This is a genomic window from Streptomyces sp. NPDC002845 (assembly GCF_053591955.1).
In genome coordinates, this window is record NZ_JBSFUU010000133.1 from 1 (window position 1) to 17122 (window position 17122).

A 17122-nucleotide genomic window follows, 5' to 3' on the forward strand; every position below is an offset into this window, starting at 1 on the left:
GGGACGTCACCGCCGAACTGGCCTTCCTCAGCCGTGCGTTGAAGGCACCGGCTCTGCTGGACGCCGCCGACCGGCTCGCTGAACGCGCCACCGCCTCGCGGAGTTCCTCACTGATCCGGACCCGGCGATGCGGCTCGGCATCGTGTCCGGGCGTCGGCGGCACGGGAAGTCGTACCTTCTGCAGGCTCTGTCCGAGCAGGTCGGCGGCCTGTACGTGACCGCGGTCCGGGAAGGGGTGCGTTTCTTCTGGAGGGACGAGAAGTACCTGGTCAGTACCTTGCATCTGCGGCAAGCGCGGCACAGGAGGTCGCGCCGAGCGCCCGGCACCGACCACGTCCGTGCTGGTCGGCAGCGAGGTCCCTCAAGAAGAAACGCACCCTCCGGGAAGAGGGGCGGCTGCCGGCGATCCAGCGGTTCAGTGACGCGGTCGCCACCTACGCCGGTCTGAGGCCCGGGAGTCTGCGCCTGACCGACTGGCGCGACGTCTTGTCCAACGCCCTCGATGTGGCCGCCCGTTCGCCGCACCCGCTGCTGGTGATCGACGAGTTGCCGTATCTGCTCCAGCACTCGCCCGAGATCCCCGGCCTGCTTCAGCAGCTCTACGACGAGCGCCAGCGCGGCGCGCGGCCCGGGGCTGGGCCGGGCCCGCGGTTGATCCTGTGCGGCTCCGCGGTGAGTGTCATGCGCGAACTGCTGTCAGGGACGAAGCCGCTGCGGGGCCGTGCCGTGGTCGATCTACGGCTCGGGGCCTTCGACTACCGGGACAGTCGGGCCTTCTGGCAGATCGCCGACCCGCTGACCGCGCTGAAGGCGCACGCGGTCCTCGGCGGGGCCCCCGGCTACCGGCCGGTAGCCGCCCGCCCGCACCCGGACGACGGCTTCGACACCTGGCTGACCCGGACGCTCCTCGACCCGGGCCGGGCGGTGTACTCGCGTACCGAGACCGAATACCTGCTGCGCGAGGACCCGCGCATCACCCAGCACACGCTGTACTACGACATCCTCACCGCGATCGCCCAGGGCGCCACCACCCCCAGTAAGATCGGTGCCGCCCTGGAACGCCCGCGCAACGCCGTCGCCCACCCCCTCGGAGTGCTGGAAACCACCGGATACATCCAGCGGGAACAGGACATCCTCCGCTCCCGGCACCCGGTCATCACCCTCGCCGACCCCGTCATCCGCTTCAACCAGCTCATCACCCTCCCGCAGGCTACCGCCGTGGAGCAGGGCTTCGCCGAACAGGTGTGGCAGCAGGCCGCCCCGACCTTCAACTCCAGGATCCTCGGCCCGCACTTCGAGGACCTGGCCCGCGACTTCACCCGCCGCTACGCCCCCACCCTGCTGCCCGGTGGACTGACCGGCCCGGTCGGCACCACCGAGGTCGCCGCCCCGGCCGCCCGGACGAAGCACGAGGTCGACGTCATCGCCCTGGCCGCCGGCGAGCACCCGCAGGCCCCCCGCGCGAGGATCGCGCTCCTGGGCGAGGCCAAGGCGACCGCCGCCCGCCGGGGGACCGGTGACCTGGAACGCCTGGAGCGCATCCGTGCCCTGCTCACTGATCAGGGGTACGACACCGCAGCCACCACCCTGGCGCTGTACTCCCTGCACGGCTTCTACGCCGACCTGGCCGACCGCCGTGACGACATCTTTCTGGTCGATCTGCCCACCCTCTACGGAACGTGACACGACTGTGCGTGCACGAGTTGCTACGGGCCGCGGGCCGGTGAGGGAGCCGTCAGGGGAAATGTCCAGCCAGTGGCGGGCGACCGGAGACCATTGTTCGTGTCCGAGGTCTTCCAGGCGTCGAGGCCCACGCGTCCTGGCTCATCGCAGCGGTCCAATGCCGACCAGCGTTGAAGACGTATGCCTGGACGACGAAGCCACTCGCCCGGCCGTGTACACCGCTGACTACAACTGGCACGCGCCCGTCATCAAAGGAGCTGTCCTGGTCCTCGTGTCACCGTCACTCCGGGTGTTCTTTTTCCTGCTGGGGAAGCGGCATCGGCGATGAGGCGTCCCGTGGAGGTCTGGCCGATAGCGTGGCACCGTCACGGGTGGTGAACTCGACTGTTTCTGCGGTGAGTTCACAGAGTGCATCGTCGGATGTACCTGGGAGTGCGGACTTCAGTTCCGGGACGGACTCTGCCAGATCCCATGAGGAGGAGCTGAGCCGGAAGCCGCCGAGCCCGTAGTCGCCGGCGAGGCGGGACGCGAACGCTGGGCTTGGGGTCGATGAAGGCGTCGGGGTCGACCTTCTGATGCCCGCGCGGCCAGCCAGCTGCCGAACGACAACTGAGCCACCGAGTTTTGTAGCGGCAGTCGAGCTCAACAAGGTCACGGCTGTAGAAGCAGAGCGGTCTCGTCCCCTCGTCCGCTGCCTTGCGCGTATTCCGATATGTGCGGCGACCGTTCCTTGTGGGGCAAACGACCGGCACACTCAGCGACCGTGCCGGGCTACGGTGCCCGTCGTACGGGGCTGGCACCGGCCGTGGCGGGTGCGCATGACCTCACTTTCACTTTTCCGCTCATGACCCGGGCCAGGGTGCGTGCCGCGTACCGGGCCCCTGCGCACTGATGCTGTGCCATGTCCGGCCGTATCCCCTCGCGGGGCGCTGACATCATCGATGAAAGGTCCGCTATGTCTGCTACCTCTCGCCCTCGTGCGCTGACGGCATTGCCCGCAGCCCTCGCTGTGGTCGCCGCAACGTCCGCGCTCATCGTCGCGTCCCCTCCCTCCGCGGAGGCCGCGAGCTGTTCCAGCACCTACCTGAGCTACGGCAGTCGTGGCACCTGCGTGAAGCTGCTCCAGAAGAATCTGGGTGGGCTCAGCGTTGACGGCGTGTATGGCTCGGCGACGCGGAGCCGCGTCCGGTCGTTCCAGGATGACGCCGGCATCAGCGTCGACGGCAAGGCTGGACCCCAGACCTGGCGGAAGCTGAAGACCTACGGCAAGGCGCTTGGATGGAAGTCCGGGGTCACCTTGTACATGTGCAAGGCGAATTCGACGAAATTCCGCTACTCCGTGTGGAACAACTCGGGCAAAAGCGCCAATTGGGCACTCTACGTGGAGGGCGGCCACCTCTCCGGAGATGCCATCTCGGATGACCGAATCGCCGCCCAGGGCCGGATTCACGCCGGGGCGTACGACAGTACGAAGCTCACGGTCTGGATCGGGAACTACGGCAACGACAAGACCACCACCAAGGTGCGCGACTTCTCGCGCAACACCCTGCCCGCCTGCGCCTGAGGGTTGCCCCGTAAATGATCTTCGGCGTGCTGGGTGACGCAGAAACCAGCAGGTCACCCGGCAAGGGCGAGGTTGTACAGGCGGGCGATGCCGAGCATGGCGTGGTGGACGCCGTCGCCTTTCGGACGGCAGTCGCGCAGGATCTTCCATCCCTTCATGCGGGCGAAGACGTGCTCGACGCGGGCGCGGACCTTGCGGTGGGAGGAGTTGTGTTCCTCTTTCCAGGCTGGGAGTTCGGCCTGGCCGCGCTCGCGTCGGTGCGGGATGATCAGGCCGGTGCCCCGGTAGCCGCCGTCGGCGATCACGGTGGTGTGGCCGACGGCGTCTTTGGTGCCGGACAGCCCCTACGCCTTGCAGTCGTTGCGGTCGTCGGCGACCGGCCGGCCGACGGCGACGACAAGCCGGGTGTCGGCGTCGATGACGACCTCATGGTTGGTGGAGTACCGGTAATTCTTCGACTGCTCGGCGATGGTGTGGTCGCGGGTAGGGACCAGGGCGCTGTCCACGATCAGCACGGTGTCCTTGCGGAACCGCTTGCACTGCTGGAGCGCGAGCGACGGGCCGAGGTGCCGGTTGACAACGCGGGGCCGCCGGACGTGTCTGGAACAGGCCACTCAGTCGACGCCTCTCCGTCCCCTTCTCACCAGCCCGCGGCGCCATCCACCGACCGCCCTGCCGTCACGGGCGGTCGCATCGCTGCTCTCACAACCCCATGTGCTGCCACTGCCTGCCACCGCTAGCAGTCACCAGTCGAAGGAGATCCTGCGTGGTCACCATCCTGCCGCGAACCGCCTGGACGCCATACACGCGCGATTCCGGCACCATGTACATACTGGCGCGCAACTATGCAGTCAACAACGGAGTTTCGCTGGAGAAGGCGAAGGACGTCGTGGTCGACTCCCTGGCGACCACGCACAACCTCACAGGAGGGGACTGGACGCCGTGGAAAGGGGGCGTCTTCGTTCATCACGCCGGCCCGGGACGCGTCGGCCCCGTGGACTGCGAAGGATGCCGGTATGAGATCGCCGAGATCTGGGAGTCCCATCACTACAAGTACGGCAACATCGCCTACAACTTCATCGTGTGCCGACATGGAAGAATCTTCAAGGCGCAGGGCTACATACGGGGCGAAGGCAACGGAGGATACGGGACAGAAGCGCACGGCCCGCACCCCGACGATGCAACGCTGAAACCCCTGCACATCCGAGTTGACGGCTACGGCCAGGTGGGCCGGAACGAGGCGTTCTACTCAATCCTCGGCTTGCTGCGGGCCAACGACGAGCCCACGGCCGCGATGCGTTCCTCCATCAGGGATCTCGTCCGGCATCTGCGGACGGAGGTCGGTGACAACCTGCGGGCCGGCAACCTCCTGTACCCCCACCAGTACGACGCCGGCTACACCGTGTGCCCCGGAAACCTGACGCCCTACTGCAATGACGGCTCGCTGGACCCCGGCGTGGGCGTTGTTCCCGGCCCGGCCATCAACGTCATCTCCCGCGAGAACTGGGGCGCCCGGCCGCCGACCTCCACGGTGTACGTACCGCTCTCCAGCCGCACCGGCTTCTGCGTCCACTACTCGGCCGGCCCTCCCAGCCAGACGGTGCGCCAAATCCAGAACTACCACATGGACGGCCGGGGATGGCCCGACATCGGCTACAACTTCCTGGTCCACCAGCAGGGATGGATCTTCGAAGGTCGGGGCTGGACCAACGTGGGTGCCCACGCCCGGGGATACAACACCACCCACATCGGAGTCTGTTTCATCGGCAGCGACGGGGACGCCACCCAGGCCGCCAAGACCGCCATTCGCTCGCTGTTCTTCAAGGCACAGGAGCTGTGCGGCGGCGATCTCGGCGCTACCTACCACAGCGCGCTCGGCTCCACCTCCTGCCCCGGCAACGACCTGCGCACCTGGGTGCAGAGCGGTATGGGGGGAGAGTACGTTCCCATCGAGATCACGCCGCCCCCGAGCGCCGGTTCCGGCCGGAGCGACGTGCGGTCGGTGGTGGCGCAGCAGCGTGCCGTCAACGCGCTCGGACACCGGCCCCCGCTGGCCGTCGACGGCGTCTTCGGGCCCCTCACGCTCGCCGGCGTGCAGTGGCTCCAACGGACGGTCGGCGTCGAGGACGACGGCCTGTGGGGCCCGCTGACCGAGGCCGCCTTCGTCGCCTACATCGGCAGCGGCGGCAGCGGCGGCGGCCGTTCCGACGTGCGGACCATCCGCGCCCAGCAGGTCGCCGTCAACGGCATGGGGTACTCCCCCGCGCTGGTCACCGACGGCGTGTACGGTCCCCTGACGGAGGCTGGCGTGAAGTGGCTCCAGGGCCGGCTCGGCGTCACCGCCGACGGACTGTGGGGCCCGGAGACCGAGCGGGCGTACGTGGACCACGTCGGCGACGGCGGCTGGTCCGGTGGCGCCAACACCACCATCCGCACGGTGGCGCAGCAGCAGACCGCCGTCAACGGCCTGGGCTACAGCCCGGCCCTCGTCGTCGACGGCGTCTTCGGCCCCCTCACCTACGACGGGGTGCGCTGGCTCCAGGACCGGGTCGGCGCCCTCGTCGACGGCCTGTGGGGCCCGAACACCGAGTCCTGCTACAACGCCTACGCCAACGGGGAGGGCCTCGTGGTGGACGGCGTCTTCGGCGCGCGGACCATCGCGGCCCTCCAGCGGGCGATCGGGGCCGAGCCGGACGGAGTGTGGGGCTCGGAGTCCAAGCGCGCCCTGCAACGCCACCTCAACCGGGTGGCCGACGCCGGCCTTGTCGTGGACGGCGTCATCGGCGCTGCGTCCATCCGGGCCATGCAGGGCCACCTCAATGCGATGACCGGCGCCGGCCTCGTCGTGGACGGCGTCTGGGGAGCCGGCACCACCCGCGTCCTGCAGAGGGCTCTCAACCTGGAGAGGTTCTGACATGCGACAGCACGACGACAGCCGCCGCGGCGTCAACGACCCCGCGGCCGAGCCGGCCGGCCGGGGCGTTTCCCGCCGCTCGCTTCTCGCCGTGGGCACCGCCACCGCCGCCGCGCTGCTCGCCTCCGGTACCCCCGCGGCCCTTGCCGCGCCGCGCACGGGCGCGGCCACGAGGACGGGGACGGGCTCCGCCGTGCGCGCCCTGTCCACATTCACTGCCGTACCGGCGGGCATCAGCGACACGGTGACGGTACCGGCCGGCTTCCAGGCCGTACCTCTGGCCCGCTGGGGTGACGGACTGAGCCCCGCTTCCCCCCGCTGGCTGCCTGCCGGTGGCAGCGCGGCGGCCCAGGCCACCCAGGTCGGCAGCCACCACCACGGTGTGGAGTTCCTCCCCCGCGCCGCGGGGCAGAAGGGCCTGCTGGTCATCACCCACGAGTCGGCTGACGAGACGGTCGGCCAGGTGCCCGGCGAGGTGGCGATGGCCGCGCAGGGAGTGACGGTCGTGGCCGTGGCCGCCGAATCCGACGGTGTGTGGCGCACGGCAGGCTCCCGGTTCAACCGACGCCTGACCGCCGACACCCCGGTGACGCCGGCCGGCCCGGCCGCCGAACGCATCACCGGGGCGGGCGGGCCGGCCGTCCGGGGCGTGCTGGCGCCCAGCGCGACCGGCACCACGCCCTGGGGCACCGTCCTGCTGGCGGAGAAGAACGCCAACGCCTTCTTCGGCACGGACAGCCCCACCTGGCGGCGCGGCGAGAGCGAGCGACGCTACGGCCTGGCCGCCGGCGGCCTGGGCAGCCCCTGGCACGCCGCAGACGCCCGCTTTGACCTCGCCGCCTGCCGGGCGCTGCCCGAGGCGTTCGGCTGGATCGTGGAGCTCGACCCTGACGCCCTGGACGCCGGCCCGGTCAAGCGGACCGCCCTGGGGCGCTTCTGGCACGGCGCAGCCGCCGTCACCGAGACCTCCGACGGACGGGTTGTCGTCTACAGCACGGACGCCGAGGACGGCGAGTACCTCTACCGCTTCGTCAGCTCTGGGCCCTGGCGCACGCTGCGCACCCAGGGTCGCAGCCCGCTGGACCACGGCACTCTCGCCGTGGCGCGCCTGTCGGGCGACGGCTCCGGCCGCTGGCTCCCGCTGACCTTCGGTCAGGGCCCGCTGACCGAGGCCAACGGCTGGCGTGACCAGGCCGACGTGCTGGTCCGCGCCCGCCTCGCCGCCGACGCCGTCGGGGCCACCGGGCTGGCCCAGCCCGAGGGCGTCGCCGTGGACCCGCACGGCGGCGAGGTTTACCTCGCCCTGGCCGGCAGCAGCGGCCCCGCCGGGTGCACCGACTGCGCCGAGGACACCGGGTCCGCCGCGGAGCGGCACGCACAGCGCACTCGGTACGGGCGTGTGCTGCGGTGGCGCGAGGGCATGGGCGGACCGGACGGTGACGCCGAGGACGCGTTCCACTGGGAGGAGTTCCTGACCGGTGGCGCGGCGGAACTGACGGAGAACGGGCGGTTCGCCTGCCCGAAGGGCGTGGGTTTCACCGCCGACGGGCTGCTGTGGATCGCCACCGGCATACCCGCCCAGGACCTCGGCGGGCCCGACCCCGTCTGCCAGGCTGTCGGGAACAACGCCCTGCTGGCCGCCGACCCCCGCACCGGCACGGTGCGACGCTTCCTGACCGCGCCCCGCGGCGCCGAGGTGACCGGGGTGTCCGCGTCCGCCGACGGCCACACCCTGTTCGTCAACATCCAGCACCCCGGACAGGCGACCGCCGCCTGGGGCACCCCCTCCGCCAGCGATCCACGCGCCGTCAGCAACTGGCCGGACCACGAGCCCGAGGGCCGCCCCCGCTCGGCCACCGTCGCGGTCCACGTACCGGACGGCCCCGGTGCCGGGCCACACGAGGGTGCCGTCGGCGCCGGCTAGCCGGATGATGCCCGTCCGCCGGGCAGGACGAGGGCCGCAAGCAGCCCAACGTCCGGTCCGGCGGACGGACCGAAGCAGCACTCTCACGCAGTGACACAGCAGCAGGAACAGCAGTCGGAACGCTCAGACGGTCCGCCGGGAAATGGAGAGTCGTACCATGCCAAGAATCCGTCGCATCCTCGTCGCGGGTGCCACCGCTGTGCTGGCTTTCGGCGTCGTGACCAGCCCCAGTCCCGCCGCCGCCGATGTGAGCATCGGGTACATCGACGCGGACCCCGGAGCCCAGAACGACTTCCAGGACGAGGCCACCCTGTGGACGGGAAGCCAGTACTGGAACAGCAACGCCGTCGGTGTGCTGCAGAACATCCTGGACGCGGAAGATCTTCTCGACAAGACTGACATCGACTGTGCCTACGGGGGTGTAACCGTGAGCGCCGTCAAGACCCTGCAGCGCCGACTGGGCTTCACCGGGGCTGACGTCGACGGCGTCGTCGGGCGGATGACCTGGGGCAGGATAGACAACCGCCTCGTCGTTGGCGCCGCCTACAGCAACAGCCATGAGTGGATCCACTACCGGACCACGATTGGTTCGACACGAACCAAGATGTTCCTGCGAGCAAGGACCAGCCACGGCACCTACCTGTTCCGCTACTGGGGCATCGACACCAAGGCCGACTGGAAGCAGGCTCTCTACCGCCCACTCGGAGGATCGGCGTGCCGCTGACGATCGGGGTGCGCCGGCCACCGCCGCCTGCCCGCCACGTCCGCGCGGGAGGGTGAGCCCTTCAGCGGCAGTGAGCGACGGCTGCCGCCGGCGTCCCGGGCGTCTTGTCGAAGTGTATGGCTATGCCGTGCCAGTCCTTCAGTCGGTTGATCAGTCGCTCGACGGCGTTGCGATCATCTGACCGACCCGGCCGCCGCCGTCGAACTCGCGCTCAAGCGCCTGGCCAAGCGCTACCAGCACCTGAGCGAGGAGATCGCAGACGCGGACGCCGAGCTGCGCGACCAGCTCCTTCGACTCCGACTGGAACCACTCGATGAGTACGTTCTCCTCGCGCGCGGAGAGCTGGGGGCGGTCGGCGCGGGCGTTTGTTCCCAGCGCGCCGGCCAGCGCGGGCGGCATGCAGGGCCGCTCATCGGCTGCTGCCGGCGTCGCCTCGACCAGGTGCTGTCTTCTCGTCGTCCTGCATCGTATGGACGACCACCTGCCGCCCGGCGTCGACGAGTCTTCGAAGGCTGCCGAAGGCGGTGCCGCCCTCGCCCAGTTGCAGATCCAGGATGACGACGTCGGCCGTACTGCCGGGTGCGGTCCAGGCTTCCCGTACAGAGCCGCCGGCCGCGACCACGGTGATGGGTCGCCGCGATGCGGCGTATCACGCCTCGATGCCCGAGAGGGTGGCGGGATGGTCGTCAACCACGACGACGCTGACTGGTGCGTTGCTCTTCATGTCGGGTCAACTCCCGGAGGCCGCCGGTCGTCTCCAACCAGCCTCCGCCCACACACTTCCGCCGCGCGTCGTTCCGGCCACGGTCACCTTCGCGTTCGTGGCACGGCCGTGCGCTTGAGCGGTTTCTGGCGTGCCACGGCCGTCGGCACCGTCCTCGCCGACCACGCTCACACGGACCGTGCGGGGGTCCACACGTCAGTCATCCGCGCGGTCCGGCGGGCCCAGATCCGGGCCCTGGCCCAAGACATCCCTGGCAGCCGGCACGCGCACACCACCGTCGACGCGGACCGCGAGCAGCTGATCCGACAACTGGTCGAGCAGGTCTGTATCGAGGGTTGGCCGAGATACGGCCGGAAGGGATAGTGGGGCCGTGAGGGCTGTTCGTCAGGGGATCCCCCACCGCACACTCGTGATCTGGACCTGGCGAAGAGCGCGACCTGCGTGGCTCGCGTCTCATTTAGGGCGTCCGGTGATCTGTACGGTGAGCGGGGGCTATTCGTCCACTCCAGGTCATGACGGCAACCTTGATCGGTTACGCGAGGTGCAGCCTCGACGAACAGGACCTCACCGCCCAGCGCGAGATCCTGCTCGGTCTCGGTGTGGCCGAGGACCGCATCTACGTCGGCCATGGACTCACCGGCACCAACCGCGACCGGCCCGGCCTCGATCAGGCCCCGGCGGCGGTCCGGGCCGGTGACATCCTCGTCGTACCGAAGTTCGACCGGCTCGCCCGCTCGGTGCCTGACGCCCGTAACATCGGCGATTCCCTCACCGTCCGCAACGTGAAGCTCTCCCTCGGCGGCACGATCTACGACCCGACTGACCCGATGGGCAAGATGTTCTTCAACATCCTGGCCGCCTTCGCTGAGTTCGAGGTCGATCTGTTGCGGATGAGGACTCGCGAGGGCATGACCGTCGCCCGTTCCAAGGGCAGGCTCCGCGGCAAGCAGCCCAAACTCTCCGCCCGTCAGCAGGCCCACCTCGTCGAGCAGCGTGCCATCGGCGAGCACACCATCGTTGACCTCGCCGAACTATTCTCCGTCTCTCGCGCGACGGTGTACCGGGTCCTGGAGCGCGCGGGAAGTCAGGAGCCCTCACAGACCCGGCCGTAGTGCGCAGTTATTTGACCGACCGTTCTAGATACGGCTATGGTCTTCGACGTGGCCAGGACCAAGGAATTCGATCCGGACGCCGCGCTGCAGTCGGCCCTTGAGCTGTTCTGGCGGCGCGGCTACGAAGCGACGTCACTGGCGGACCTCGTCGAGCACCTCGGCATCGGCCGTGCCAGCATCTACGCGACCTTTGGTAGCAAGCGCGAGCTGTATCTGAAGGCCATGGACCGTTACGCCGAGACGCGCGACCCGGCTCTCCTCGCCGAGTTGTCCCAGCCGGGCCCCGCACTGCCTGCGGTGCGGGCGGTGGTGCGCCGCTTCGCGGCAGAGGCCGCCTCCCCGGAAGGCCGACTGAGCGGCTGTTTCGTCACCAATACCGCGGCCGAGCTGGCCCCGCACGACCCTGCGGCGGCCCGCCGGGTCGAGATCAGCTGGGAGCACGTCGAGACCCTGCTGCACTCCGCGCTCGTACGGGCCCAGGCTCAGGGCGAGCTGCCCGAGGGCCGTGATCCGCGTGCGCTGGCCCGCATGCTGCTCGTCCTGCTGCAGGGGGTACGGATCGTCGGCAAGGCGTCGAACGATCCCGCCCGGGTGCGGGACGCGGCTGAACAGGCCCTGGCCCTGCTGGGCTGACTCACAGTCAGTGGAACCACCGATCCCTCTTCCGCATGCCCGAATAATGAACCGATCAGTCAAATATCAGGAGGAAGGCATGACCGCCACGGGCGCCGCCCGCGTCGCCACTGTGCAGCAGCGATGCGCCTTCGTCCTCCTCGGTAGCGTCCAGACCGCGCTGATCTTCACGCTCGCTGCGCTCGCCGTACCGCTGCCCCTCATCGGGCGCGAATTCGACCTGGAGCGCGCAGACTTGATCCTGCTCAGCGCCGCCTACGGACTGACCTTCGCCGGGCTGCTGCTCTTTGGCGGACGCCTCGCGGACCGCTATGGCGGGCGGCGTGCCCTCACCGCAGGCCTGGTCTTCTTCGCCGCCGCCTCGGCCGCCGCCCCGCTCGCCCCCGGCATTGGAACGCTGCTCGCAGCGCGCTTCGCGCAGGGCGCGGGGGCGGCTCTGATCGCGCCCGCCGCCATGGCCGTGCTGCGCGCCGTCTTCCCCTCCCCACCCGCGTACGGCAGAGCGATGGCCACCTGGGGCGGGCTCTCGGTACTCGGTGCGACCGCGGGTAATCTGCTCTCCGGCGTCATCTCAGCGCTGCTGTCCTGGCGTTGGACCTTCGTCGTGCCGCTCGTGGTGGCCCTCGCAGCCCTCGCCCTCACGCCCCGGCTGCTGCCGGACACCACGCCGCGCCGGGGCAGGACTCTCGACCTGCCGGGTGCTCTGCTCGCCACCGCCGGGATCACCCTCGCCAGTTACGGACTCGTCGTCACCGATACCCGTCCCTGGTCGTCGGTCGGCGTGCTCGTGCCGCTGCTCTGCGGGGCCGCGCTGCTGGCCGCGTTCTGGTACGCCGAGCGCCGCGCCCGCGACCCGCTGCTGCCGCCCCGCTTCCTGCTCGACCGGCGGCGGGTCCTCGCTCTCGCGGCCATCGCACTGAGCGCTTGCGGAACCGCGATGACTTTCGTGGTCCTCTCGCTCCACCTCCAGCAGGCGCGCGACTGGTCACAGCTGCAGACCTCGGCGGCGTTCGTACCGTTCGCTGTTGCGCTGATCGCCTCGGGCCGGGCGGCAGGACCGCTCATCGGCCGGTACGGGGCCCGAACCGTCACAGTCGCCGGGCTCGGCGCCGGCGCGGCCGGGCTCGCCCTCCTCGCGCTCACCGGGATCGACGCACACACCGCATACGGGTATGGACTGCTGCCGGGCCTCGTGCTGTTGCCGGCCGGTACGGCGGCCTCCTTCGCGGGAGCCGCCGTGCTCGCCGTCGAAGGCGTGCCGCAGCAGCAGACCGGGCTCGCGGGCGGCCTGCTGAACACCGCGATGGAATTCGGCCCGACCGTCCTGTTCGCGATCCTGCTCACACTCGGCAGCGATGCCTCGTCCCTGGCCGCAACAGGGGCCGCTCTCGCCGCCGTCGCCCTCCTGAGCCACCGCACCAAGTAATCCATCACTCAAGGGAGCCACCGAAATGAACCACTACACCGGCAAGACCGTCCTCGTCACCGGCGCAGGCTCCGGCCTCGGCCGCGCAATCGCGCTCGCCTTCGCAGCCGAGGGCGCATCCGTGGTCGCCGCCGGGCGTACCGCGGCCGCACTGAACGAGACGGTCGGCCTCATCGAGGCCGCGGGCGGCACGGCCGCCGCCGTCACCGCCGATGTCACCGACTCCGGCCGGCTCCAGAACCTGGTACGCGAGACCGTTACCCGCTTTGGTGGACTGGACATCGCGGTCAACAACGCCGGAATACTCCGCGGGACCGTAGCCGTCGGTGAGGTGAGCGAGGAGGACTGGGACGCGGTGCTGCGAACCAATGTCACCGGCGTCTGGCTGGCCATGAAGCACGAGATCGCGCACATGAAGGGAAACGGTGGCGGCGCCATCGTCAATATCTCCTCCAACCTGGGCGCACACCTGCGGATCCCGAACGTTGCCGCGTACATCACCTCAAAGGCAGCGGTCTCCGCGCTGACCCGCGCCGCCGCTCTCGACCACATCCACCAGGGCATCCGCATCAACGCCGTCAGCCCCGGCGCCTCCGCAGCTCCCATGTCGCTGCGGCCCGGCGAGACCGAGGCCGACCGTGCCGAGCGAGTGAAGACGGAAAACCCGCTCGGCCGGGTCGCGGAAGCCGAAGAAGTGGCGGCGGCGGTGCTCTATCTCGCCTCGCCCGCGGCCGGCGCGGTGGTCGGCGCCGACCTGGTCATCGACAGTGGATCCTCGGCCTGACGGTTCGTAGACTTCGGCGACGCCCTTCCCCAGCAAGGAACTCCGCCACGACGGGCTGGAACGCGAGCCACATACCGACCGGAGCGGCCGCACTGCGGTGCCGTCGACGCCAACAGCGGCATCGACTCCGCGGAGCACGGAACTGGCCCGTCGTGGCCCTCGGATGGGCCTCGCCTGCTGCAGCCGGTTCAGCCCACTCCTGCGATCCAGGCCGCCCACGTCCAGCAGCCCCTGAAGGCGGTCCCGGTCCTGAAGCGTCATGCGGGAGCGGACGGAGGCGAAGATGTCCTCGTTGACCTGCCGGCGGATGCGGGCGGCCATCTCGTCCATGGTGCGGAGCGCCGGCAGCTCGCAGGTCGCCCGGACCAGTTCCTCCAGCGCGACGTTGATCAGGTCCAGCGGGTTGTTCTCACCAACGCCGCCCGCCGGATCGCCTCCTCCGCGATCTGCCGGGCCCGCTCCTGGCCGTAGGACATGCCCTGCCGCTCGCACACCAGCTTGCGGTGCAGCTTGGCGATGGCAGGCGTACCGTCTTTCCCGATACGGACCTCACGGCCTGCCTGTCCAGGACGCCGACGCCGGTGCGGGGCGATCTGCGAGGTCAGGCGCCGGTCAGCGCCGCCGGTGCCCTGTCGGCCTCCCTCAGGGAGGCCGACAGGGCGCGGGCCTCGTGTTCGGTCATCCGGGAGGTGTTGTACGGCACGGAGTTGACCCAACGCTGAGTCAGCCGGGCGATCCGCTCGCCGTATCGCTCCGCGGTGATCCGGTCGCCGTGCGATCCGGCGTGCTCCGGCCCATGGTCGGCGTGGCTCTGGCTCATCAGACCCAGCCACGAGCCCAGCCGGTTCACATCGTCGCGGGCGCCCCCGCTCCAGTTGTTGCCCGGCATGTCGCCCACGCCGATCCACTGCATGCCCATCTGTGCGGCGAAGACCGCCAGCTGCTCCAGAACCACCAGCTTGTCGCCGCTCTGCGAGGCGGACATGGTGAATCCTCCGGCCAGCTTGTCCTTCCACGCCTGCGTCGTGAACGGCGTGAACGCCGCCTCCATGAACGCCTTGAACACCGCCGACACGCTGCCCATCAGCGTCGGGCAGCCGAGGACGATCGCATCGGAGCGTCCGAGCAGCGCGAGCACCTCCGCATCGTGCCAACGGCCCGCGGTGACGTCCTCGGCCCGGATCTCGACGAGATGCACCCGGGCGCCCGGCACCAGCCGCGCCCCGTCGGCGAGGTGCTCGGCCAGGACCCGGGTGTGCCCGTGCACCGAGTGGTAGACCACCGTCACCGTGACCACCGGCGCATCGTGCTCACGGTCAACGTCATTGGCTGTCATGTGCTCTTCACTACTTCCGGTCGTGGGGAAAACCTTGCTTGCCCAGCCATCACAACCCGCGTACGGCACGGCATCAACGCCGAACTTCGGCACACAGCGATCGCTCACACCGATCGATCGCGCTAGCCTGGCCCCGTGGACAGGATGGAACTGGAAGCATTCGTCGCGGTCGCGGAGGAGCTCCACTTCGGCCGCGCAGCCGCGCGCCTGCACCGGGGGCAGCCCACCGTCAGCGATGCCGTCAGGCGGCTGGAGAGCACCCTGGGCGGGCGGCTGTTCCACCGCACCAGCCGCCGGGTGTCGCTGACCGGTCTCGGCGAAGCGCTGCTGCCCGACGCCCGTGCCGCCCTGGCCCAGCTGCGCCGCTTCCAGCAGCGTGGACGCTCCCTGGCCGCCGGCGACCGGAGCCGCACCACTCTCGTCGTTGCCCACGCCGAATACACCGGCCACCGGCTGCTGTTGCGCTGCCTGCCGCAACTGCGCGACCGTTTCCCCGACGTGACGATCGTGCCGGAGGCCATGCCGACCACAGCCCAGCTCACCGCCCTGCGGGCGGAGACGATCGGGCTGGGCATCGGCTGGGCGACCGGCGACGTCACCGGCGTACGCGCGAGGGTGCTGTCCACCGAGAGGTTCATGGCGCTCGTACCCGCGGCCCACCCCCTCGCCGGGCACTCCGAGTTGAGCGCATCCGAACTGTCCACCACCGGCCTGCTCACCTGGCCCCACCAGATCAACAGCGGTCTCTGCGACCGCCTCCTGTCCGCCTTCCACATAGGCGGAGCCGATCTGCGCATCATCAGAACCGCCGACAGCGTGCACGCCATCGCCGCTCATGTCGCCGCGGGAACGGGCATCGGCATCACCGTCGAATCCGCACTCGACCACCAGCCACCCGGCCTGCGCATCATCCCCCTCACCGGCCCTTCGACCACCGCCGACCAGGTCGTCCTCACCCCCACCGAGCCGTCGGACGCCGCCTCGGCACTGCGCGACCTGCTGCTGCACGCCTCGGCAGAGTCGCCCTCCACCGATCCCAATGCGGTGGGCGCAGCACCGAACCACCATCACGAATAGGGCCTGTCGAGGCTTTGGTGGCCGAGCATCCGCTGTCGCCGTTGCCGCTTCCCCAGCATGAAGAAGAACACCGCGAGTGGCGGTGGCACGAGGGCGAGGACAGCTCCTTTGACGACCGGCGCGTGCCAGTTGTAGTCGGCGGTGTAGGCGGCCGGGCGGGTGGCTTCGTCGTCCAGGCGTACGTCTTCGATGCTGGTCGGCATTGGGTCGCTGCGCCGGACTGTCGCGGCGTCGTTCAGTTTCACGTCCCTGGCGGTGACTGTGCCGTTGGTGCTGGTGAACGTCCCCACCCACGTGCAGGAGGATTTGCCGCAGTTTCTGTCGGTGGGGGTGAAGGTACCTACCGGGCCGTCGGACAGAGCTCGCCGCCCGCCAAGGCCATCGGTAACGAGGCTCAAGCCGGCCATGCAGACCGCGCTCAGGACAACCAAGATCCCTGTCCGGAAGAGTATCTTCTTGCCGGTGCTCAGCGGCTTCTGAGAGGTCATGACTCGGGAGATCCTAAGGTAGTGATCACCGATAGTGCGCATGGTTCCGAATCGTTGCGATCAACCGGCTTCGCAGCCACGCTGGTTGGCGACAGGTCGCGGATTCGCTGCGCGAAGTTCGCGTGTGAATCCATCGCGTCATAACGGCGACAACCGGACTGCACGGCATAGATCGCATTGGTTCGGCGAATGCTCCCCTCAGTGTTGGACGCCTGTGGCCAGAAGGTGGTTACAGAGAGGGGGCCGTCCTGTTACGCCCCGTGTGCTGCATTCCGTCCCTCTTGTTTGTGGATATGAGGCAAAGATCAAGACTGCCTGATCAGTTGAATTGGTTCTGCGTATAAGCGGTTTGAGTTGGGCTATGGCACGATCGACACCTTCTGCTCCCTTTCCGCACGCCACCCAGGCCCTTCTGGTGGAGCGGTACCCACCGGCCGGGAGCGGATCTTCCTCAGGTGGTCGTGTCGCAGGTCGCCGAGGGGTCAACGTGGCCGCATACCGCAACACGGCGTCTCATCAAAACCCGCGAAAAAGGGATCAACATGCCCCGAAAGAGGTGCGATCGCCCTTGATGCGACGACCACACCTCCCGTTACGCTGAGGTTCCCCGCGGCTTGTCACCGACATCCCGGCGGTTCGCTGAGGTTGAACTCGCTATGGCGGGTGGGGATCTGACGTTTCATGATTGTTGCGGTATGCCGGAGGTATGCGGTATGCGCAGGGCGGTGGGCTG

General features: G+C 69.4%; 14 protein-coding genes and 3 pseudogenes. 12 read left to right on the forward strand and 5 right to left on the reverse strand.

What is annotated here, in order from left to right; all coding sequences use genetic code 11:
- The 3 genes and pseudogenes from ACWD3C_RS45680 to ACWD3C_RS45690 form a co-directional block, all read left to right on the forward strand.
- Positions 1-218, forward strand: a pseudogene (locus ACWD3C_RS45680) (hypothetical protein); the annotation flags it as partial.
- Between the two features lie 163 nt (positions 219-381).
- A pseudogene (locus ACWD3C_RS45685) lies at positions 382-1683 on the forward strand (AAA family ATPase); the annotation flags it as partial.
- Positions 1684-2674: 991 nt separating this feature from the next.
- Positions 2675-3247, forward strand: a complete 573-nt coding sequence (locus ACWD3C_RS45690) for a peptidoglycan-binding domain-containing protein (protein WP_451154255.1) — start codon at positions 2675-2677, stop codon at positions 3245-3247.
- A gap of 53 nt (positions 3248-3300) precedes the next feature.
- Here the strand turns inward: ACWD3C_RS45690 and ACWD3C_RS45695 are convergent.
- A pseudogene (locus ACWD3C_RS45695) lies at positions 3301-3816 on the reverse strand (transposase); the annotation flags it as partial.
- A gap of 197 nt (positions 3817-4013) precedes the next feature.
- Between ACWD3C_RS45695 and ACWD3C_RS45700 the strand changes: the two are divergent.
- From ACWD3C_RS45700 to ACWD3C_RS45710, 3 genes are all read left to right on the forward strand, one after another.
- Positions 4014-6161: a peptidoglycan-binding protein gene (locus ACWD3C_RS45700; protein WP_451154257.1), complete on the forward strand. Its 2148-nt coding sequence runs from the start codon at positions 4014-4016 to the stop codon at positions 6159-6161.
- Between the two features lies 1 nt (position 6162).
- Positions 6163-8085, forward strand: a complete 1923-nt coding sequence (locus ACWD3C_RS45705) for a PhoX family protein (protein ID WP_451154259.1) — start codon at positions 6163-6165, stop codon at positions 8083-8085.
- A 157-nt stretch (positions 8086-8242) separates the two neighbouring features.
- Complete coding sequence (locus ACWD3C_RS45710) at positions 8243-8809, forward strand: peptidoglycan-binding domain-containing protein (RefSeq protein ID WP_451154261.1); 567 nt, start codon at positions 8243-8245, stop codon at positions 8807-8809.
- 150 nt (positions 8810-8959) lie between these two features.
- Here the strand turns inward: ACWD3C_RS45710 and ACWD3C_RS45715 are convergent, their stop codons facing one another.
- Positions 8960-9208 (reverse strand): hypothetical protein, encoded by a 249-nt coding sequence (locus tag ACWD3C_RS45715; RefSeq protein ID WP_451154263.1) that lies wholly within the window; start codon positions 9206-9208, stop codon positions 8960-8962.
- A gap of 10 nt (positions 9209-9218) precedes the next feature.
- Positions 9219-9431: a hypothetical protein gene (locus tag ACWD3C_RS45720; protein WP_451154265.1), complete on the reverse strand. Its 213-nt coding sequence runs from the start codon at positions 9429-9431 to the stop codon at positions 9219-9221.
- 216 nt (positions 9432-9647) lie between these two features.
- On the opposite strand from ACWD3C_RS45720, the gene ACWD3C_RS45725 reads away from it, so the two are divergent.
- From ACWD3C_RS45725 to ACWD3C_RS45745, 5 genes are all read left to right on the forward strand, one after another.
- Positions 9648-9896: a hypothetical protein gene (locus tag ACWD3C_RS45725; protein WP_451154267.1), complete on the forward strand. Its 249-nt coding sequence runs from the start codon at positions 9648-9650 to the stop codon at positions 9894-9896.
- Positions 9897-10045: 149 nt separating this feature from the next.
- Positions 10046-10645 carry a recombinase family protein gene (locus ACWD3C_RS45730; protein ID WP_451154269.1) on the forward strand — a complete coding sequence of 200 codons (600 nt, stop codon included), beginning with the start codon at positions 10046-10048 and terminating at the stop codon, positions 10643-10645.
- A 48-nt stretch (positions 10646-10693) separates the two neighbouring features.
- Positions 10694-11278, forward strand: a complete 585-nt coding sequence (locus ACWD3C_RS45735; protein ID WP_451154271.1) for a TetR/AcrR family transcriptional regulator — start codon at positions 10694-10696, stop codon at positions 11276-11278.
- A 79-nt stretch (positions 11279-11357) separates the two neighbouring features.
- Positions 11358-12704 (forward strand): MFS transporter, encoded by a 1347-nt coding sequence (locus tag ACWD3C_RS45740; protein WP_451154273.1) that lies wholly within the window; start codon positions 11358-11360, stop codon positions 12702-12704.
- Between the two features lie 25 nt (positions 12705-12729).
- Positions 12730-13488, forward strand: coding sequence for an SDR family NAD(P)-dependent oxidoreductase (locus ACWD3C_RS45745; RefSeq protein ID WP_451154275.1), 759 nt, complete (start codon positions 12730-12732; stop codon positions 13486-13488).
- A gap of 601 nt (positions 13489-14089) precedes the next feature.
- Here the strand turns inward: ACWD3C_RS45745 and ACWD3C_RS45750 are convergent.
- Positions 14090-14824 (reverse strand): flavodoxin family protein, encoded by a 735-nt coding sequence (locus tag ACWD3C_RS45750; protein ID WP_451154277.1) that lies wholly within the window; start codon positions 14822-14824, stop codon positions 14090-14092.
- Between the two features lie 144 nt (positions 14825-14968).
- Here ACWD3C_RS45750 and ACWD3C_RS45755 point away from each other — a divergent pair, with 144 nt between their 5' ends.
- On the forward strand, positions 14969-15901 hold the full coding sequence (locus tag ACWD3C_RS45755) for a LysR substrate-binding domain-containing protein (RefSeq protein ID WP_451154281.1): 933 nt from the start codon (positions 14969-14971) through the stop codon (positions 15899-15901).
- Here ACWD3C_RS45755 and ACWD3C_RS45760 read toward each other — a convergent pair.
- Complete coding sequence (locus ACWD3C_RS45760; protein WP_451154279.1) at positions 15892-16389, reverse strand: hypothetical protein; 498 nt, start codon at positions 16387-16389, stop codon at positions 15892-15894. The genes ACWD3C_RS45755 and ACWD3C_RS45760 overlap by 10 nt on opposite strands.
- Positions 16390-17122: the final 733 nt, after the last annotated feature.